Source organism: Gudongella sp. QWL-04 (assembly GCF_058683975.1).
This window is the reverse complement of the sequence record NZ_CM178754.1, coordinates 1,650,533-1,670,956: the sequence shown is the minus strand read 5'-3', so window position 1 is coordinate 1,670,956 and position 20,424 is coordinate 1,650,533. Positions and strand designations below refer to the sequence as shown.

Annotated in this window: 16 protein-coding genes and 1 riboswitch; of the genes, 12 read left to right on the top strand and 4 right to left on the bottom strand. The window is 43.4% G+C overall.

Annotated elements, in window-relative coordinates; translation table 11 throughout:
- Positions 1-160 precede the first annotated feature (160 nt).
- On the top strand, positions 161-916 hold the full coding sequence (locus AC4PHB_RS08340) for an MBL fold metallo-hydrolase (protein WP_492135986.1): 756 nt from the start codon (positions 161-163) through the stop codon (positions 914-916).
- A 134-nt stretch (positions 917-1,050) separates the two neighbouring features.
- Here AC4PHB_RS08340 and AC4PHB_RS08335 read toward each other — a convergent pair whose 3' ends face one another.
- Both AC4PHB_RS08335 and AC4PHB_RS08330 read right to left on the bottom strand, forming a co-directional pair.
- Positions 1,051-3,039 (bottom strand): alpha/beta hydrolase family protein, encoded by a 1,989-nt coding sequence (locus AC4PHB_RS08335; RefSeq protein ID WP_492135985.1) that lies wholly within the window; start codon positions 3,037-3,039, stop codon positions 1,051-1,053.
- A gap of 15 nt (positions 3,040-3,054) precedes the next feature.
- The gene (locus AC4PHB_RS08330) at positions 3,055-4,731 is read right to left on the bottom strand and encodes a hypothetical protein (RefSeq protein WP_492135984.1); all 1,677 of its coding nucleotides are present in this window, start codon (positions 4,729-4,731) and stop codon (positions 3,055-3,057) included.
- Positions 4,732-4,881: 150 nt separating this feature from the next.
- On the opposite strand from AC4PHB_RS08330, the gene AC4PHB_RS08325 reads away from it, so the two are divergent.
- Positions 4,882-6,576: a M3 family oligoendopeptidase gene (locus tag AC4PHB_RS08325; RefSeq protein ID WP_492135983.1), complete on the top strand. Its 1,695-nt coding sequence runs from the start codon at positions 4,882-4,884 to the stop codon at positions 6,574-6,576.
- Between the two features lie 210 nt (positions 6,577-6,786).
- Here the strand turns inward: AC4PHB_RS08325 and AC4PHB_RS08320 are convergent, their stop codons facing one another.
- Together AC4PHB_RS08320 and AC4PHB_RS08315 are read right to left on the bottom strand one after the other, a co-directional pair.
- Positions 6,787-7,389 (bottom strand): PH domain-containing protein, encoded by a 603-nt coding sequence (locus AC4PHB_RS08320; protein WP_492135982.1) that lies wholly within the window; start codon positions 7,387-7,389, stop codon positions 6,787-6,789.
- 29 nt (positions 7,390-7,418) lie between these two features.
- A complete protein-coding gene (locus tag AC4PHB_RS08315) occupies positions 7,419-8,285 on the bottom strand; it encodes an FUSC family protein (protein ID WP_492135981.1) in 867 nt (288 codons plus the stop codon).
- A gap of 435 nt (positions 8,286-8,720) precedes the next feature.
- On the opposite strand from AC4PHB_RS08315, the gene hpf reads away from it, so the two are divergent.
- The 10 genes from hpf to tsaD all read left to right on the top strand — a co-directional run bounded on the left by hpf (position 8,721) and on the right by tsaD (position 20,348).
- Positions 8,721-9,257: a ribosome hibernation-promoting factor, HPF/YfiA family gene (gene hpf, locus AC4PHB_RS08310; protein WP_333687905.1), complete on the top strand. Its 537-nt coding sequence runs from the start codon at positions 8,721-8,723 to the stop codon at positions 9,255-9,257.
- Between the two features lie 101 nt (positions 9,258-9,358).
- Positions 9,359-12,109, top strand: a complete 2,751-nt coding sequence (secA, locus tag AC4PHB_RS08305; RefSeq protein ID WP_492137759.1) for a preprotein translocase subunit SecA — start codon at positions 9,359-9,361, stop codon at positions 12,107-12,109.
- A 19-nt stretch (positions 12,110-12,128) separates the two neighbouring features.
- Positions 12,129-13,236 (top strand): peptide chain release factor 2 gene (prfB, locus tag AC4PHB_RS08300; protein WP_492135980.1). Its coding sequence is split into 2 segments (ribosomal slippage): positions 12,129-12,203 and positions 12,205-13,236, totalling 1,107 coding nucleotides; the frame shifts between segments, so codons are not numbered across the junction.
- A gap of 241 nt (positions 13,237-13,477) precedes the next feature.
- Positions 13,478-15,574 carry a Tex family protein gene (locus tag AC4PHB_RS08295; RefSeq protein WP_492135979.1) on the top strand — a complete coding sequence of 699 codons (2,097 nt, stop codon included), beginning with the start codon at positions 13,478-13,480 and terminating at the stop codon, positions 15,572-15,574.
- A 21-nt stretch (positions 15,575-15,595) separates the two neighbouring features.
- Complete coding sequence (locus tag AC4PHB_RS08290; RefSeq protein WP_492135978.1) at positions 15,596-16,705, top strand: ATP-NAD kinase family protein; 1,110 nt, start codon at positions 15,596-15,598, stop codon at positions 16,703-16,705.
- A gap of 69 nt (positions 16,706-16,774) precedes the next feature.
- Positions 16,775-16,889: riboswitch (FMN riboswitch) on the top strand.
- 80 nt (positions 16,890-16,969) lie between these two features.
- Positions 16,970-17,578 (top strand): ECF transporter S component, encoded by a 609-nt coding sequence (locus AC4PHB_RS08285; RefSeq protein WP_492135977.1) that lies wholly within the window; start codon positions 16,970-16,972, stop codon positions 17,576-17,578.
- 158 nt (positions 17,579-17,736) lie between these two features.
- Positions 17,737-18,207: a tRNA (adenosine(37)-N6)-threonylcarbamoyltransferase complex ATPase subunit type 1 TsaE gene (gene tsaE, locus AC4PHB_RS08280; protein WP_492135976.1), complete on the top strand. Its 471-nt coding sequence runs from the start codon at positions 17,737-17,739 to the stop codon at positions 18,205-18,207.
- Complete coding sequence (gene tsaB, locus AC4PHB_RS08275) at positions 18,188-18,880, top strand: tRNA (adenosine(37)-N6)-threonylcarbamoyltransferase complex dimerization subunit type 1 TsaB (RefSeq protein ID WP_492135975.1); 693 nt, start codon at positions 18,188-18,190, stop codon at positions 18,878-18,880. The genes tsaE and tsaB overlap by 20 nt, the downstream gene beginning before the upstream one ends.
- 3 nt (positions 18,881-18,883) lie before the next feature.
- Positions 18,884-19,327 carry a ribosomal protein S18-alanine N-acetyltransferase gene (rimI, locus tag AC4PHB_RS08270; protein ID WP_492135974.1) on the top strand — a complete coding sequence of 148 codons (444 nt, stop codon included), beginning with the start codon at positions 18,884-18,886 and terminating at the stop codon, positions 19,325-19,327.
- Between the two features lie 13 nt (positions 19,328-19,340).
- Positions 19,341-20,348, top strand: coding sequence for a tRNA (adenosine(37)-N6)-threonylcarbamoyltransferase complex transferase subunit TsaD (gene tsaD, locus AC4PHB_RS08265; RefSeq protein WP_492135973.1), 1,008 nt, complete (start codon positions 19,341-19,343; stop codon positions 20,346-20,348).
- Positions 20,349-20,424 lie beyond the last annotated feature (76 nt).

The window sequence follows — 20,424 nt, the reverse complement described above, 5'->3', positions numbered from 1 at the left end:
CTAGCAAATCTATATAGTAGCTGGTCGATGAAGACCACTAAAATTTTATTTTTAATCTTTTCTAAGAATTTTTTCATTCAAATCACCTAATTACCTAATACCTCTAAGTTGCTATCCTAAAACTATATTACCACATACATTTGGAAGGAGCTGAAAAATAATGAAGATAAAGCTTATCAGAAATGCTACTATCTTAGTTGAATATGCAGGGAATAGGTTTCTAATAGATCCTGTGCTTGGAGACAAGGGATCCTTCAGGGCTTTTGGGGACTCCTTGAGAAAGGATATTAAAAACCCAATCGTTGATCTGCCCATACCAGTCCAGGAGATCATAAACGTCGATGCGGTCGTGATAACACACATGCATCTTGACCATTTCGATCCTGCTGCGAATGAGCTTCTTCCCAAGGATAAAAAGGTATTTGTAGAGAATGTGGATGCTGTGAAAGAACTAGAGAACTCAGGCTTTACTGACATCGAGTTACTAAGCCTGGATTCTAAATTTCATGAGATCGAACTAACGAGAACGCCAGGTCAGCATGGCAGGGGCGACGCCCTTCAGGTAATCGGAGATGTCTGTGGAGTGGTATTCTCTCATCCTGATGAGAAGACCTTATATATCGCTGGGGACACAGTCTGGTATGGGGGAGTTGATGAGATTATCAAAAATCATCAACCTGATGTTATTGTAGTTAACGGCGGAGGGAATATCCTTATGGGTGAGATGCTCGTAATGGGTAAAGAGGACATACTCAAGGTCCATAAGGCAAAGCCTGATGCAAAGATCGTTTCAGTCCATATGGAGGCAATGAACCATTGGACATTATCCCGTGATGCGTTAAAAAGCTTCGCTGTGGAAAATGGATTTTCAGACTCACTGTTCGTCCCGGAGGATGGGGAGGAGTTATATTTTTGAATTGACAATTGACAATGGACAATTACAAGAAGCAAGATCCTTCACTGTCGTTCAGGATGACAGTGAAGGATCTTGCTTCTTGTATTTTGCTTTCTAATATTTTCAATCGTGCATTGTGAACTGTGAAATGTGAATTATCTAAGGTATCTCTCAAACCACTCGGTGATCTCCTTCAGTCTTCTCACTCTGTGCTTAGGCTTTCCTGATCTGGAGAGATCGTGGTTCTCTCCCCTAAACAGCACAAGTCTTGAAACTACACCGTGATACTTAAGAGCCGTATACATTTGGATGCCCTCAACCAGCCAGCACCTATAGTCCTCTTCCGAGTGAATGAATAATGTTGGCGTCTGAACCTGGTCTGCATATTTCAAGGGTGAGTGCTCCCAAAGCTTTCTGTGGTTGCTCCAGGGAGTTGCTGTATTCTGGTCATCTGTGAAATAGTATCCAATATCCGAGGTGCCGAAAAAAGAGGTCCAGTTTGCTATGCTCCTTTGAGAAACAGCAGCCTTGAATCTATTGGTATGACCGATTATCCAGTTGGTCATAAAGCCTCCGTAGGATCCTCCCGTAACACCAACCTTGAACCTGTCGATAGCTGGATATGAGTCCAACACCTTATCGGTAAAGACCATCAGATCATCATAGTCAACAGTGCCATATTTTCCCCTGATATCTGCAAACTTGTCTCCCTTTCCATCACTGCCTCTTGGATTCATAAAGAAGACGAAGAAGCCTTTGTTTGCCCAGTATTGCATCTCATGGAAATATACTGTACCGTATACTGTCTTAGGACCACCGTGGATATTGAGTATTGCCGGATATTTTTCTTTTTGATCATACCCTGCTGGCTTCATGACCCAGCCTGTAAGCTCAACGTCGTCATTGTAGAAAAGCATTGCCTCAGGTAGTGACAGGGTCTTGTCCTTAAGAACGTCTATATTGAAGCTGGTGAGTTGGTCTTCATCCCTGTTTTTCACTGAGTACAGCTCCTGAAGCTTAAGCTGCCTAAGTGCAATGATAAAAACCGAGTCGCCGTTGACGTCAAAATCATCTACGGAGCCTTCCTCTGTAGTCATTCTTTCAAGAATGCCATCAAGTCCGATCCGATAAAGATTGGATGAGTGACCCAAAGTGCTTATAAAGTAAAGATAGTCATCATCTACCTTAAAGGATCTCCCATCCCCATATCTGCAATCTGAGCCCACTGAGTTGTATGTATCATGTTTAAGGTCGTTAAGCTTGACATAGCTCAGGCCCTCATCCTCAGTAAGATAAACCTTGGGATTCTCGTTTATTCCGTAGTTTTTCTTTGTTTTGCCTACAAAGACGATCATATCCTTTAAGTAGCCTGCAAAATCATAGAGAAAATCATCGATTGGCGATATCTTCTCGAGCCTCAAGGTAGTCATATCAAGCTGATACAAATCGTTGCTAAGACTCATTTTATCTATAAAGGATGTTGTTATCAGAAGAGCCTTTTCAAGGGAGGTATGGATCTGGAGGCTATCAACATTGGTAAACTCATCAGTTAGGGGGATGATCTCATCCTTAATGCTGTCGAACAGGAAGAGCCTGGTTCGTCTCTTGTTGGTAAAGCCCTCACCGTTGCTCCAGAAGGGGATCTCGTCGAGGACTTCGTAGTCATTTTCTTCCTTTAGCTCTGCAACTTTTTTCTCCAGCTCCTCATTAGTGATTCCACATGTATCGCCCATCCTCTTATCGAAGGATGCGAGAAGAAGGTACCTGCCATCCCCTAGTGCTTCTATCCTGCTTACGTCCATAGGAAGCTCAAACTCTCTGGAAATCTCCATCGAGCCAAGTTCCAGACGGTAAAAGCATGTTAGTGGCTGCTTTGCATCTTTTCTGTCCTTAACATCCTTATCCCGGGATGAAGGAAACAGCAGAGAATCATCTTCTAACCATATACAAGTTTTTTCTTCATTTGTATCAGTAAGTTGTTTGACAGTCCCATCTCTGTCATGGAGGTATAGATTCGAAAGATATTTATTGTTTTCATGATCCATAGTGTGTACTGTAAAGGCTATTTTTGAACCGTCAGGTGAAGCATTTAGGCCTGACAGTAACTTAAACTCTGTAAAATCCATCATTTCCAATCTATTCATTTTATCCCTCCGGTACTATTTGTTCGATTTGTATTGCTTCATGTGTATCACCTTATCACGCTTTGGCTTGTCCCATTCAAGGAAATGGGCTCGTGCGAGTCTTCCGATCGGCGTTTGGACAAAATCCTCACCCCAGCTTCTCTGGTCTACGATCCCCATGAAATTAAGAAGACGAACAAAATGAGCTGCAGGGCCTTCCTCAGCATCGGAAAGTTCCCAAAGATCGTACATTGACGATGTTACGGGCAGGGTTATTCTTAGATATGCTTTTTTGATCCGTCTGGCATCGGTAAGACTTACATCCAGCACTTCCCTTATAAATCCGCTTTTCCAAAAACATTTCAAGTGCATGGTAAGCTTGTCCTCTCGGGAGAGACCTAGATACTCATCAGCTCTTGAGGTTGCTGTCAGTTTGCCTTCCTTGGCCTTTAAGAGCTTCAACCCTACACCCATTTTTTTGAATAAGTCCAGGATCTCCATTCCAGCAGCACCCCTTCGTGAGGGAAACATAGGGTATTTACCCTCAAATAACTGGGATAGTCTGTTGAAGTCCTTCCTTTTGATAGTTCCTCTGGTCTTTGTCAGTTCAACTGGAGTTTCATATATAAATAGCAGGAACCTGTCAAAGTCATTCAGGTAGGCGTTAGTAGGCTTGTAATCGATTTCTCTGAGTCTAATGGATAACAAAGGGTCTCCCTGGGAAAGTCTGTTTTGTCTCAGGATTTCTTTAACATACCGAAATCTTTCCTGGCTAAGTGACTGCAGCTCGACCAGGGATTTCCTATAAGTCTTGTCGTTCTTTGCAAGGAATCCCAGATACTCCCTAAGCGTTGAGAAGTAACTGTTTAGCATCAGAGGTGTCGTTATGAATTTTTCACTTATCATATCCTGAAGCATTTCCTTAAGATCTACTTTATTAAGATCCTTAAGGCTTGTACCATCATCGGCCAGCTCATATTCGTATAGCTCGATAAGATTGGAAAGATGTCTTTCTATGCCCTCCTGGGAGCTCTTTAAGGAAAGGTATTCCTCAAATTCATCCATTTCATCATAGAGGGGTAGTATGTCGCCTTCATCAGGCTCATAGTTCTCATATACTGTTTGATAATATGACTCGTACAGGAAGAGAGAATTGCCCTTTAAAAAGCTTTTCATATCACCCCTGGTTGTGTCTATATCGTTATAGCGCCTTATAATCTCCCTCAATAGATAGGGAAGCACCGACCTTGGAATAAAGCTTACCTCACCCAGCATCCTCACAGAGCTTAATACCTTTCCAACCCTTGCTAAAAGGTAATCCCCCTTCTTAAGTAATACGGATACTCTTGGCTCCAGCAGCCTATACTCCACGTGATTGAGTACGTCAAAGGCGACTGCATAGGGCTCGTCAAAGTCTGTGACCTCGAGAATGGTGACATAGCTTTCAGCCTTTCCCAGGAGGATTTCTCTTTGGATCGGCGAAATGCTTCTATCTATTTCAATAAGCCTGTGGACGAAACCTTTGCCCGATTGATCTCTGTAATCACAGCAAAGCCAAAGATTGAATGGGATATGAGATCCCTCCATGTCTAGAAATTCATATTCCTCCAGGCTTTCCTGAAACAGTTTGCTAGCTCTGCCATCCTTGTTGATGTAGTCTATAAGTTTCTCAGTAGCCAGATTTTCCAGCTCCTGTAATTTATCATGATCCATTTCATTTCTCCTTGCTTTTGTCTTTGGATATATTATACAACAAGGGTGAATCCATTACAATTAAGGCGAAAGTAAGCCTTAAACCAAAACAGATGTTGAAAAATGGAAATAAGTAGTATAATAGTAGAGTGAAAAGAGAGGAGGAGTCTAATGAAATTTAAAGATTATGAGTATATCAGACCCGATTTGGATCAGATGGAAAAAAGCTTTGCAGAGCTTTTAGAGAAGTTCAGGAACGCAAAAAGTTCCTCTGAGCAAAGTTTGGTGATAGATGAGGTAACTACTCTCAGGAATTACTTTGAAACCATGGGTACTCTAGCCAGTATAAGGCATTCGATCAATACTGAAGACAAGTTCTATGAAACAGAGCAGGACTTTATGGATGAGAATGGACCGAGGTATGAGAAGGTTGTTACAGATTACTACAAGGAGCTGATCAAGTCTCCCTATAGAGCTGAGCTGGAAAAAGAGTGGGGAGAGCAGTTTTTTAAATTGGCAGAGCTCCAAATAAAGACCTTCAGCGAGGAAATAATGGAGGAATTGGTAAAGGAAAACAAGCTTTCCACAGAATACGACAAGCTTATAGCCTCAGCCAAGCTTGATTTCATGGGAGAGATAAGAAACCTTAGCCAGATGAGGCCATTTATGGAGTCGAAGGACAGAGAAGTCAGAAGGTCTGCCGCTAGGAAGGTAATGAGTTTCTTCGAGGAGAACGAGAAGGAATTCGACAGGCTATACGACGAGCTTGTCAAGATAAGGGACTCGATGGCAAAGAAGCTGGGATACCCAAACTACGTTCCCATGGGTTATGCCAGACTTTCAAGGACGGATTATGATGCAGAAATGGTGGCAAACTATAGAAAACAAGTCTATGAGAGCTTGGTTCCACTATCAGAGGAACTGAAGGAAAGACAAAGAAAAAGAATTGGTGTAGAAAGGCTTACCTATTACGATGAGCCCCTTGAATACGTCACTGGTAATGCAAATCCTAAGGGCGATCCTGCCTGGATTATTGAGAACGGCAAAAAGATGTATCATGAAATGTCTCCGGAGACTGGACATTTTATTGATTTTATGACCGAGAGAGAGCTGATGGATCTTGAAGCAAAGAAGGGAAAGAGAAGCGGAGGATATTGTACCGTGATCCCTGATTACAAGTCGCCCTTTATCTTCTCAAACTTCAACGGAACCAGCGGTGATATAGACGTTTTGACGCATGAGGCGGGACACGCTTTCCAAACCTTCATGAGCATGGACCATAAGCTGCCTGAGTATAAGTTTCCTACCCTGGAGGCTTGTGAGATCCATTCAATGAGCATGGAGTTTCTTGCATGGCCCTGGATGGACAGCTTCTTCAAGGAAGAGGTCGAAAAATATAAATTCAGCCATTTGGCCGGTGCTTTGACATTTATACCTTATGGAGTGGCTGTTGATGAGTTCCAACACTTTGTGTATGAAAATCCAAGTGCTTCCCCAGATGAGAGGAAGTCTGCATGGAGAGCAATCGAGAAAAAATATCTGCCTTCCAAGGATTATGAAGAAAATGATCTACTGAACCGAGGAGGATATTGGTTCAGACAAGGACATATTTTCTCCTCTCCATTCTACTACATCGACTATACACTCGCCCAGGTCTGTGCATTCCAATTCTGGGTAAGGAGCAGAGAGGACAGGGAAAAGGCTTGGGAGGATTACCTAAGGCTATGCAAGGCTGGAGGAAGCATGTCTTTCCTGAAGCTTGTGGATCTGGCGGAGCTTGATAATCCATTTGTTGATGGAACTATTAAAAGAGTTGTAGGACCAATCAAGGCATATCTTGATTCTGTAGACGACTCAACGTTTTAGCTAACCTGAAAAGGATATTTTGAATATAACTTAGGTGTAAATCGAGGGGCAATACTTTTTTCGGACCGCTCACGGCCGCTTGGCCAGGAAATGTTCTTAAAAGTTTTGCCCCTCAATCTCCATTACGTAATGATAATGCCTTGTGTGATATGGCTCATGATAATAATAAAAATGGGTGGACGTTCCAGTCCACCCTCAAATCGTGTTAATTTACTCCTTATACTCCGTATTATACCCCGGATTACCCTCTGGTCTTAACTGATTAGGATAGCTGATATCGGACCTGATATCCAAAGCTACCTTTTTAAGCTCCTTGTATACTTCGTATGGTCTGTCGATCCCATAGAGCCTTTTACCTGTTCTTACTGATCTTTTGCCGGTATGTATATAGTCCTCATTGATTCGTATGGTGCCTACACCGAGATTATTCTCAATGGGGTTGACGTTAACTTCAATTGCAGCTATTGCATCAAAATCAATGGACTTATAGTCGATTCCCCAGAATCCTCCCCTTATTATGACCCGCTTGTCAGTGTAGCAGAAGATAGTATTCTTATAACTCGCAAGCAATGCTATCATACCACCGACTCCTATCCATAATGGAGCCATGTGGATAAGCATAAAGGGTACCATGAAAAACATCATACCAGTTCCACTGGCCATCACAATGAAGAAGAAGTCGAAGACACCCCAAAGCAATCCAAAAATCAGCATTGGTACACCCTTAAGAAGATGGATTGTCCTGTGAGGCTTGTCAGCCCAAAGAATACGTTCCCCTTGATTCAATACATCGTAGAACTCTCTTTCATACATTCCTATTCCCCCCCTATATATTATGTCTTCTACATTGAGTATAGATTCTTTAAAAGTCTTTGGAGGTGATAATTGAATATTATATCCTCCTCGCTTATGATGCTTTTTTCATACCAGATAGGCGTTATAAGAAAAACCTGCCCAGCCAGAATCAGGTTATTAGAGCTTACGATTGCCATATAATCCATAACAGCGATAGATGAAAGATCATTGTATATCTCCTCCAGGACATGGAGGATTTTTGCCGTGTCTGTTTTCTGACCTTCGTTGTCGTACAATATATTGCTGTCGCCTCTCACCAGCTCCTGAAGCTTTTCGATTTCGGTCAGCATTCCCCTTAGGCCATCTAGCTCCACGGTTTTTTTTCCAACTATGATGTTATAGGTGTCCTGCTTTGCTTCCGCAATAAAAGAATCAACTTTAGAATAAAATTTCCTCTCGCTGTCGGGAGTTGCAACCAGGTAGTTCACAAGAACTCCCATAACTATTCCGATGAAGGTGTCGAGGACTCTGTTTGTTGCATATTCGATCATTCCTATGTCTCTGTTGAGATATACAGCGGAAAATACTATTGCTGAAAGTGAAATAGACTTCTTCCACCCTAAAATATTCAGTATCTGAATTAACAGTATGATGCCCAAACCAAGAAAGACATTGCTGTATGGTAAGTATTCGGCAATAATCACTGCAACCGCAGCCCCCATTATTGTTCCAAGTATTCTGTTTTTCCCCATGACGAAGGATTCAGAAACTGAGGTCTGCATTGTGCTGATAGCTCCTATGGCAACAAAAAGGGGACTTCTTAGTCCGACTAATCCTGCGACAGTGACTCCCAGCGTTACAGCCAGTCCGGTTTTTATGGTTCTCATACCAATTTTGATTTTATTTGATTCCATGGGAGCATTCCTTTCAAACTATATTACCATTATACTCTAACCTATTTACACTTATTTATCAAGGTGGGAATCCACATACAGAAGCTCATAAAGTAGTGTTTTCCACAAGTTTGCCCACACTATCCACAGGCATATATCAACTTATCCACAAGATAACGATAAAATTATACACAGGAATAAAATCGCGTTAGGCGACAAAAAAGTTCCTTCACTGTCGTTCAGGATGACATATATGAGTCATTCTGAGCTCTAGCGTAGAATCTTAGCTCTTGGTTCTTAGCTGTTAACTGTCGAGACAATGGTCGCCCCTACTATTCACTATTCACTACTACTTATTCACTATCCTTTTATCTTCCTGTTAATCCTAAATCTCCGTGGGTATAATATGACAAACAGTATAAGTTTTACTAGACTTATATGAAAGGAGCTGGGTTTATGAAAATGAATTATACTGGAAAAAACATGGAGGTAACTGATGCTCTACGAGATGTAACTGAAAAGAAGCTTGGGAAGCTGGAGAAATATTTCCAGACTGACATCGCAGGCAATGTAACTTTCAGTACAGAAAAAAATCGAAAGATCATAGAGGTTACCATAAACCTTCCCGGCACAATCCTAAGAGCTGAAGAGTCAAGCGACGATATGTACGCATCTATCGACAAGACAGTGGACGTGCTTGAAAGACAGATCAGAAAACACAAGACCAAGCTGCAGAAGAGATACCAAAACAACGACACCATAAGATTTGACAACGTACCATCACTTTCTGCAGAAGAAGAGGAGGACAAGCCAAGACTAGTAAGAAGAAAGAGATTCGGACTAAAACCAATGTCGCCGGATGAAGCAATTCTTCAGATGGAACTCTTGAGACACAACTTCTTCGTATTCATGGATTCAGAGACTGAGGATGTATCAGTTGTCTACAAGAGGAAGGATGGAAACTACGGACTCATCGAGCCGGAAGTATTCTAACAACGAGAGCTTAAGCAGGGTTACCCACCCTGCTTTTTTATTGGCATCATTGTGGATAAGTGGTATAATTAAATGATGTTATTTTGAAGGGGATGATTTACATGGGATTGTTTGACAAAGTCTTTGGCACCTATAGCGAAAGGGAGCTGAAGAAGCTGGATGGGACAGTGCAAAAGGTTCTGTCCTTGGAAGAAACAATAGCCTCGCTTACTGACGATCAGCTAAAGAATAAGACTATTGAATTCAAAAATAGATATGCAGAAGGAGAACTGCTTGACGATCTTCTACCTGAAGCCTTTGCAGTTGTAAGAGAAGCGTCCTGGAGAGTACTGGGGATGAAGCACTTTCCAGTACAGATCTATGGAGGTCTAATATTACACCAGGGTCGTATAGCAGAGATGAAGACTGGTGAAGGTAAGACTCTTGTAGCGACGCTTCCTGCATACCTTAATGGATTGACGGGTTTGGGAGTTCACATCGTTACAGTGAACGACTATCTGGCGAAGCGTGACAGGCAGTGGATGGGAAAAATCTATGAGTTTCTAGGACTGACCGTCGGTTGTATAGTACATGGTCTGAACAGTCAGGAGAGGAAAGAGCAATACTCATCTGACATAACCTATGGTACCAATAATGAGTTTGGATTTGACTACCTTAGAGACAACATGGTCATCCACAAGATTGAGATGGTACAAAGAAAGTTATATTATGCAATAGTGGACGAGGTTGACTCGATCCTTGTAGATGAGGCCAGAACTCCCCTTATCATATCAGGACAGGGTGACAAATCAACCAAGCTTTATGAGCTTGCAGACGGATTTGCCAAGACTCTCTCTTACAGATATCTTGATCCTGACGAGGCAAAATCAGATCCCTTCAACAGGGAGATCAGGGAGGAAACCGTAGACTACCTTATCGATGAAAAAGCCAGAAGCATATCCCTGACTGAAAAGGGGACAGAAAAAGCTGAAAGATTCTTTGGTCTTGAGAACATGGCAGACCTTGAAAACATGGAGATCGCCCACCACATCAATCAGGCCATCAAGGCCCGGGCGATAATGAAAAGGGACATTGATTACGTAGTCAAGGACGGCGAGGTAATAATAGTTGATGAATTCACCGGAAGGCTTATGCTCGGAAGGCGTTACAGTGACGGACTCCACCAGGCAATAGAGGCTAAGGAAGGTCTTGATGTAAGAAGCGAGTCAAAGACCTTGGCAACGATAACCTTCCAGAACTACTTCAGGATGTATGACAAGCTATCTGGTATGACAGGTACTGCCAAGACAGAGGAGGAAGAGTTCAGGGAAATATACACAATGGACGTAGTTGAGATACCTACCAACAAGCCGGTTGTTAGACTGGATAACCCAGACAGCGTGTATAGGAATGAGGATGGAAAGTTTAGAGCCGTTGTCAGGGAAATCAAGGAAAAACACGCTATAGGTCAGCCGGTTCTTGTAGGTACGATAACGATCGAAAGATCAGAGATGCTGTCAAAGCTTCTTAAAAGGGAAGGCATCAAACACGAAGTCCTCAATGCCAAGCAGCACGAGCGTGAGGCAGAGATAGTAGCTCAGGCCGGAAGGTTTGGGGCAGTGACCATAGCAACCAATATGGCAGGTCGTGGTACTGATATAGTCCTTGGAGGTAACCCGGAGTATATGGCCAAGGAGGAAATGAAAAGGAAGAACCTCCCTGACGAGATCCTTGCAATGGTAGACAGCTTCTTCGATACTGAGGACGAAGTGATCCTTGCAGCCAGACTCCAGTACAGCCAGCTCGTTGAGAAGTACAAAGCCCAGACCGCTGAGGAACACAAAAAAGTAGTCCAGGCGGGCGGACTTCATATAATCGGGACTGAAAGACATGAGTCAAGACGTATCGACAATCAGCTGAGAGGTCGTTCGGGACGTCAGGGAGACCCGGGAAGCTCAAGATTTTATATCTCGCTTGAAGACGATCTGATGAGACTGTTTGCCGGCGAGAGAATGAAAGCAATTATCGACGGCATAAATATGCCGGAGGATGAACCCCTTGAACACAGCCTTTTGACTAAAACCATCGAGGGAGCTCAAAAGAAGGTAGAGAGCAACAACTTTGCAATCCGTAAACACGTTCTCCAGTATGACGACGTAATGAACAAGCAAAGAGAGATAATATACGGAGAGAGAAGAAAGGTTCTTGAGGGTGAGGACCTGAGCGAGCATATTGCTGAGATGATGAGAAATATCGTTGAATCAAATGTAGAGATGTACACGAGACAAGCTAAGTTCGCTGAAGAGTGGGACTTCGAGGGTCTTGAGATGTACGTGGCGAAAATCTTTGGAATGAAGAAGGATGCCTTCTACGGTCTTGATAAGGATACATTGACAAAGGAGGGTCTTGTTGAGCACATACTTGATAAGGCACAGAGTATTTACAAGCAGAAGGAAGGCGAGTTTGGAGCAGAGCAATTCAGAGAGATCGAGAGAGTGGTACTTCTAAGAGTAGTAGACAGCAAGTGGATGGATCACATCGATGCAATGGATCAGCTGAGACAGGGTATCAACCTTAGAGCCTACGGGCAGCAGGATCCAGTAAGAGCTTATCAGGTTGAGGGCTTTGATATGTTTGACGAGATGACCAGAAGCATTTGGGAGGACACTGTAGGCTTCCTGTTCCATGTGGCTAAAACCGAGAATGTCCAAAGACAGAGAGTAGCCACCCCAGTTATGACAAATGCTGGTGGCCAGGCTGAGAAGAAGCCTGTTGTGAACAAGGAAAAGAAGGTAGGAAGAAATGATCCCTGTCCGTGCGGCAGCGGAAAGAAATACAAGAAGTGCCATGGTGATCCAAACAGGCAAAACTGATTGAGAGGATGATTTAAGGATGGAAAGCATATATTTAGACCGGGAGCGCCTTGGAGAGATCAAGGAGATGGTCAAAGAGCTGGGTGTTTCACTTTGACCTTCCAGGGTTGAAGGAAAGGTTAAAGAAGCTTCAGGAGGACAGCTACAGGGAAGACTTTTGGAGTGACGTCAAGTCTGCACAAAACACAATGCAGGAGATCAAAGCAATAAACAATGAGATCGATGGCTATGAAAGTCTGATAGCAGAGATTGAGGATACTGAGACGCTTATAGAGCTTATACTCGAGGATGAAGACTTTGCTGATTACAGAGAGGTTGAGAAGAGCCTAAGAGAGCTTGAGAAAAAAGCTGACGAGTTCAAGATATCAACTCTACTGAGTGGCGAATTCGATTCCAACAGTGCCATACTGTCAATACACGCAGGAGCTGGAGGCCTGGAGGCACAGGATTGGGCTGAGATGCTCCTCAGGATGTACAGAAGATGGGCTGACAGAAAGGAGTACAAGGTGGAAACCCTTGATCTTCTTTCTGATACAGAAGGCGGGATAAAGTCAGTTACGCTTTTGATCGAAGGTTTTAACGCCTATGGATATCTGAAGGCTGAGAAGGGAGTCCACAGGCTTGTAAGGATATCGCCTTTCGACGCCTCAGGCAAGAGGCATACCTCATTTGCCAGCATAGACGTTTATCCTCAGATAGACGACACTGTAGAGATCGACATAAATGAAAAAGATCTAAAAATTGATACCTACAGATCCTCAGGAGCTGGCGGACAGCACGTAAACACGACTGATTCAGCAATCAGGATAACCCATTTACCTACAGGTATAGTAGTTACCTGCCAGTCTGAGAGGTCACAGCATTCCAACAGAGCTACAGCAATGAACATGCTTAAAGCAAAGCTGATACAGCTTAAGGAAGAGGAGAACAAGGAGAGGATAGAGGATCTCCAGGGTTCCTACTCACAAATAGCGTGGGGCTCTCAGATAAGGTCATATGTGTTCCACCCTTACAGTATGGTTAAGGACCACAGAACCAGCGCAGAGGTTGGAGATGTGTATAGGGTAATGGATGGGGATCTGGATTACTTCATCAATGAATACCTTAAATATAGATCAATGATGTAAAAAATCTTTAAAAAGCGCATTATACTTGGGAAGTTAATAGAGGCTAAGTCGTTTTATCGGACCACTCACGGCCGCTTGGCCAGGAAATGTCCTCTAAACGATTAGTCTCCAATCACCATAGCTTCTTTGTAGTTTAAAGTTTAACATGGACCATTTGTAGGGGCGGACGACCCTGTCCGCCCTATATATATAGCTCTTCTTATGAAGAGCTTTTCGTACATATAGGGAAGGATGATCAAATATGGATATTACAGTTAGATTGGCCAAGGAGCTGGGATTAAAGACGGCTCACGTGAAAAATGTGATCGATATGCTGGATGAAGGCAACACCATCCCTTTTATTGCCAGGTACAGGAAAGAGCAAACCGGTGAGATGACGGATGTTACCTTGAGGGAGCTATTTACCAGACTTAATTACCTAAGAAGTCTTGAGGCTAGGAAAGAAGAAGTTACAAGACTCATCTCCGAACAGGATAAACTGACTGACGAGCTTAAGGATGAGATAGACAAAGCAGAGACCCTTCAAAGGCTTGAGGACCTTTACAGGCCCTTCAGACCAAAGAGAAGGACAAGAGCATCAATGGCTAAGGAAAAGGGCTTGGAGCCTCTTGCTGCGGAGCTTATGAAGCCTGTGAAAAGTGAAGCAGAATTCAGTGTATTTGTAAAATCATTTATTGACCCTGAAAAGGGAGTAGAAACTTCGGAAGATGCTCTTCAAGGTGCTATTGATATAATCGCTGAAGATATTGCTGATGATCCTGATTTCAGGGCTGTGGTCAAGAATATATACTGGAAAAATGCAATGCTAGTCGTAGATGCAGTGGACAAGGAGTCTCCATCGGTATATGAGATGTACTACAGCTACAGCGAGCCTGTTTCCAAGGTGCCAAATCATCGCGTACTTGCCATTAACAGAGGAGAAAAGGAAAAGCTCCTCAAGGTCAGTGTGACCTTCGATGAAACACTGGCTACGGAAAAAATAAAGGCGAAGACGGTAAAAGGGCTTACACACACGGCAAGCTACGTGGAATCTGCCATAGATGACGGCTGCAAAAGGCTATTGTTCCCCTCTGTTGAACGGGAGATAAGAAACGATCTTACTGAGAGAGCTGAGGAGGAGGCCATTAAGGTATTTGCATTGAACCTTGAGCCGCTTTTGATGCAGCCACCGATCAAGGGTAAGGTGGTTCTTGCAATAGATCCAGGCTTCAGGACTGGGTGTAAGGTCGCTGTAGTCGACGAGACAGGTAAGCTCCTTGACAATACTACAGTTTATCCAACAGAGCCTCAGAATAAGGTCGAGGAAACGAAGAAGATACTTAAAAAGCTGATTGAGAAACACAATGTAGGAATAATATCCATTGGAAATGGGACAGCATCAAGAGAGACTGAGGCTGTTGTAGCATCCCTTATACCTGAGCTCGATAGAAGGATCCCATATGCGATTGTAAACGAGGCAGGAGCATCAGTATACTCGGCCTCTGAGGTTGGACAGAAGGATTTTCCAAACCATGATGTAACGGTAAGAGGTGCCGCATCTATCGGAAGACGTCTTCAGGATCCATTGGCTGAGCTTGTAAAGATAGACCCTAAGCATATAGGAGTTGGGCAGTACCAGCATGACTTGAACCAAACAAAGCTGGATGAGGCACTAACAGGAGTTGTAGAGGATTCTGTAAACAGGGTTGGAGTCGATCTTAATACTGCAAGTCCCTCGCTTCTGAAATATGTGTCTGGGGTTTCCACCAAGGTTGCCAATGGTATAGTTTCCCACAGAGAGGAAAAGGGAAGCTTTAAATCACGGCAGGAACTGCTGAAGGTAAAGGGATTAGGGGACAAGACCTTTAAGCAATGCGCCGGGTTTCTTAGGATACCCGAGGGAACTGAACCACTGGACAACACAGGAGTCCACCCCGAATCCTATGAGGTTGCGAGAAAGCTTGTAAAAATTGGGTATAAGGACAAAGAATTGCCTAGGCTGGCTGAGGAGCTAAATGTAGGTCTGCCTACTCTGACCGATATTGTAATGGAGCTTGAAAAGCCTGGAAGAGATCCAAGAGATGAAATGCCAAAGCCAATCCTGAGGGAGGATATCCTCAAGCTGGAGGACCTGTCAAAGGATATGGTTCTCAATGGTACGGTCAGGAATGTTGTCGACTTTGGAGCATTTGTGGATATTGGGGTAAAGCAGGATGGACTGGTCCACGTCTCACAGCTTTCCAACAGGTTTATAAAGCATCCAAAGGAAGTTGTCAAGGTAGGAGACATAGTAAAAGTAAAAATCATAGATGTAGACAAGGACAAGGGAAGGATATCCCTAAGTATGAAGGACATATAATTTTCTTAGGAGGGTGATCTAATGAAGCTTGGAGTTATAGTTAATCCCATCGCAGGAATGGGCGGAAGAGTTGGACTAAAGGGCACTGATGGTCCTGAAGTCCTCAGGCTTGCGAGAGAGATGGGAGCAGTTCCTGAGTCTCCAAAAAAGGCAATGAAGGCTCTGACCCAGCTTAAGGAGCTTGATGGTCTCGAAATATTTACATTCCCGGGAGAAATGGGAGAAAGAGAACTCCTTGAGCTTGGATGGAAGCCTATGGTCCTTGGAAAGCACAAGGAAGATACCGGGCCTGAGGATACTGTTGAGGCAGCGATGAGTATGCTTGATCAGGGAGTTGATCTTATAATATTTGCCGGGGGAGATGGAACTGCAAGAAATGTATATTCAGCAATAGGCGATAAAATTCCTGTAATAGGGATCCCTGCTGGAGTTAAGATCCACTCAGGGGTTTTTGCCAATCATCCAGGGAGTGCCGGCGAGATAGCATACACATATTTGACAAATATGGATATAGGCACCAAGGATGCCGAGGTAATGGATATAGATGAAGACGCATTCAGGGATGGAGTTGTTTCTGCAAGACTCTATGGCTATATGAAGATCCCAAATATGCCGGATCTTACTCAGACCCAGAAGTCCAGCGGTTTTGCAGACGAATCTGAGGCAATCGCCGGAATCGCCGAAAAGGTGATCGAGGAGATGGAGGATGGGATCTATTATATAATGGGTTCTGGAACTACCATAAGACCGATCATGGAGGAATTGGGAATCCCAAATACACTTCTTGGAATCGACATAATAAAGAATAAGGAACTTGTGGCCTCTGACGTTCATGAAAAACAGATCCTGGATATTATTGGAGATAGTAAGGCGAAGATAATAGTTACTGTGATAGGTGGACAAGGCTATGTCTTTGGTCGAGGAAATCAGCAGATAAGTGCCGAGGTAATCAAGAGAGTAGGCAAGAAGAACATCATTGTCGTGGCTCCGAGAAGCAAGATGGTATCGCTTGATGGTAGACCCCTTCTTGCAGATACTGGAGATGAAGATATCAACAGGAGTCTGGACGGCTATATTACTGTGATAATGGACTATTATACAGAAAGCCTCCAGCCGATAAAGGGACTATAATAAATTTTTCACAATATTTATCATTACCACTATTGACAAAATAGACGTACTTCTATATTATAATAGTAGATATATCTTCAGGGCGAGGTGCAAGTCCTCACCGGCGGTAAAGCCCGCGAACCGAAAGGTTGATCTGGTGTGATTCCAGGGCCGACAGTTAAAGTCTGGATGAAAGAAGATGGTATAATCTGTTTTATATGCCCCGAAGATTGCTTCGGGGTTTTTTTGATTCCCTGAGGTAATAAAAATTTTGGAGGGATCATTATGTACACACTAAGCAGAGATCAATGGACCACAAGGACCATGGTCAAGGTATCGATAATGGCAGTAATTGCCTTTATCCTAATGTTTTTCGAGTTTCCACTTTTGTGGATCGCACCACCGTTTATAAAAATCGACATATCGGACCTGCCAGCCCTGTTGGGTGCATTTGCAATGGGACCAATGGTCGGAGTCATTATCCAGCTTTTGAAAAATGTTCTTAACGTAGTTCTTGAAGGATCTACTACAGGTGGAGTAGGAGAGTTTGCAAACTTTGTTGTAGGAAGTGCTTTTGCATACACAGCCGGAGCTATCTATTTCAAGAAAAAGACGTTTGGGAGAGCAGTTGCAGGACTTCTAATAGGAACAGTCGTTATGACGGTAGTTATTACTGTAGCTAACTACTATTTCATTTTCCCGTTCTATGCTAAATTGTTTGGGATGCCAATACAGACACTGGTAGACATGGGAGCAGGAGTAAGCAGTAAGATAACAGATCTTTGGACATTGATGCTGTACTCTATCGTACCATTTAATTTACTGAAGGGCGTATTGCTATCAGCTATCACAATACTGCTTTATAAGAAGGTATCCCCAATTCTCCATAGATAATTCCCATTTATATGTGTGATAGAGAGTCCTGCGAAGACTTGTAAAGCAAGCCTTCGAGGGACTCTTTCATTTTACGGCATACTCTACTTGAGAAAATAGGAGATATTTGGTATAATTAAAAGTTGACAATAGAGGGGAATTTAACCAGGAAGGTAAACATGATAATTGAACTGAAAAACATAGAGAAAACTGAATTATTTGGACGAAAACTAGGAAGCCTGCTTCAAAGGGGAGATGTTATTTGCCTGAATGGAGATCTTGGCGCCGGTAAGACTACTCTGAGCAAAGCTATTGGCATGGGTCTGGAAGTGGAAGACTATATAACCAGCCCAACCTTTGCGATTATGAACCAATACAAGGGAAAACTGCCTATGTACCACTTTGATGTATACAGGCTTGATGGCTGGCATCAGCTTGAGGACATTGGAGCAGAGGACTATTTTTATGGAGATGGAGTCTGCCTGATCGAATGGGCTGAGACTATTGAGGAGTACCTTTCAAAGGAAAGACTTGAGATATCCATGTCCTTTGGTGTCGTCGAAGGGGCCAGGATCCTTGAACTGAAAGCCTTTGGGGAGAGATTTGAACGATTGATGGAGGAATTGAAATATGAAAGTTCTTGGAATTGATACCTCAACATTGATGACTACCTGCGCTGTTATGGAGGATGAGAACCTGCTTGGAGAATTCTCCCTTAGCCTTGATATGAGCCATTCAGAAGCACTCGTCCCTATGATACGGCAGCTGATGGATAACTTAAGATTAAGGATCAGCGACATTGATCTGTTTGCAGTTGCATCAGGACCAGGCTCATTTACAGGCCTTAGAATTGGACTTGCCACCGCAAAGTCCTTTGCCCATGTAACAGGGAAACCATTGGTTGGAGTTTCTTCTCTTGAGACGCTGTCTATGGCTCTTCCCTATCAACCCGTTGTAGCAGCGATGATGGACGCCAGGAGAGACCGTGTTTTTGCTGGAGTATATAGTATGGAGGAATACCCGGAGGAGCTTCTGTCCCCGGATGCGATCCCTGTGGATGAGCTTATTGGATACCTGAGAGGTCTTGATAGACATATTATACTGATTGGTGATGGAGCAGTCGTATACAAAGATCAATTCAGGTCTGCACTTGGTGAAAAGGCAGTTTTTGCCCCAGGCCACCTTAATCTAAGCAGCGGCTCCGCCGTTTGCAGATTGGGATCAAGGAAATACAGGGAAGGACATACTGAAGATCTGTTTATTATGGCTCCTGATTATCTTAGAGATTCTCAGGCACAAAGAACCCTGAAGGACAAGAGGTAGAATATGGAAATTATAATCAGAGAGATGACAACTGCAGATATTGAGCAGGTATTGGAGATAGAAAAAGAATCCTTCACAACTCCCTGGTCTGAGGAAGCCTTTAAGACTGAGATAGAGGAAAATGTCCTTGCTGTTTATATAGTAGCGGAGTATGAGGGCAATGTAGCCGGCTACGGTGGCTTCTGGAGGATACTCGATGAGGCACACATAACCAATATTGCTGTCAAAGCCTCAATGAGAGGCAAGGGAATTGGGGATGCTGTGCTTATGGGAATGATCGACTACTGCAGGATGAATCGGGTGCCGAATATGACCCTTGAGGTCAGAGTTTCAAACGACCCTGCAATCGAATTATACAAAAAGCATGGTTTCAAGGAAGCTGGCATAAGACCTGGGTACTACACCGACAACCATGAGGACGCACTGATAATGTGGCGAAAGAATTAAATGGGGTGAAAAAATGCTTACATTGGCTATAGAGACTTCCTGTGACGAGACATCCTGTGGAGTCGTCAGGGATGGCAGAGAGGTGCTTTCAAATATAATATCCTCACAGATAGAGATCCATAGAGTCTATGGAGGAGTTGTACCGGAAATAGCTTCAAGAAAACATATAGAAAATATAAACCTCATAATACAAGAGGCCCTGGATGAGGCGAAGGTTGGCTTTGATGAGATCGACTTCATAAGCGTAACACAAGGTCCCGGACTTGTGGGAGCCTTATTGGTAGGACTTGCATCAGCAAAGGCTATAGCTTATGGGCTTGATATACCTCTAGTTGGTGTAAACCATATTGAAGGACATATTTGTGCAAACTTTATACAACATAAGGATCTTGAGCCCCCATTTACCTGTCTTATCGTATCTGGAGGTCACACCTATCTTATTGACGTGGAAGATTATGCAAAGTATAAGCTATACGGAAGAACAAGAGACGACGCTGCCGGTGAAGCCTTCGACAAGGTCGCAAGAGCAATGGGACTGCCTTATCCGGGTGGTCCGGTAATAGATAAACTGGCTGCTGATGGTGATGGAGATAGTATTTCATTCCCAAGGGTATTCCTTGAAGAAAAAAGCTATGACTTCAGCTTCAGCGGACTTAAGACAGCTGTTTTAAACCATTTGAACCAGCTAAGGCAAAGAGGAGAGGAACCTTACATAAAGGACATTGCCGCAAGCTTCCAGGAGGCCGTTCTGGAGGTTCTTGTTGAGAAGACCTTCAGGCTTGCAAAAGAAACTGGTCGAGACAAAATCGTTATCGCCGGTGGTGTTGCTGCAAATAGAGGTCTTAGAAATACGATGGAGGAGAGAGGCAAACTGGAAGGGATAAAAATATACTACCCGTCACCGGTTCTATGCACTGACAACGCAGCTATGATTGGCTCAGCTGGGTATTTTAATTTTATCAAGGGTGTAAGATCCCCTCTGGACCTTAAGGTCGATCCAAACCTGGGATTTCTGGAATAGAAAACCATCCCCTTTTCCTTGTGGAAACCGTGGGGATGGTTTTAGTTTTAGCATGTGGATAATGTGGGAAAGCCAG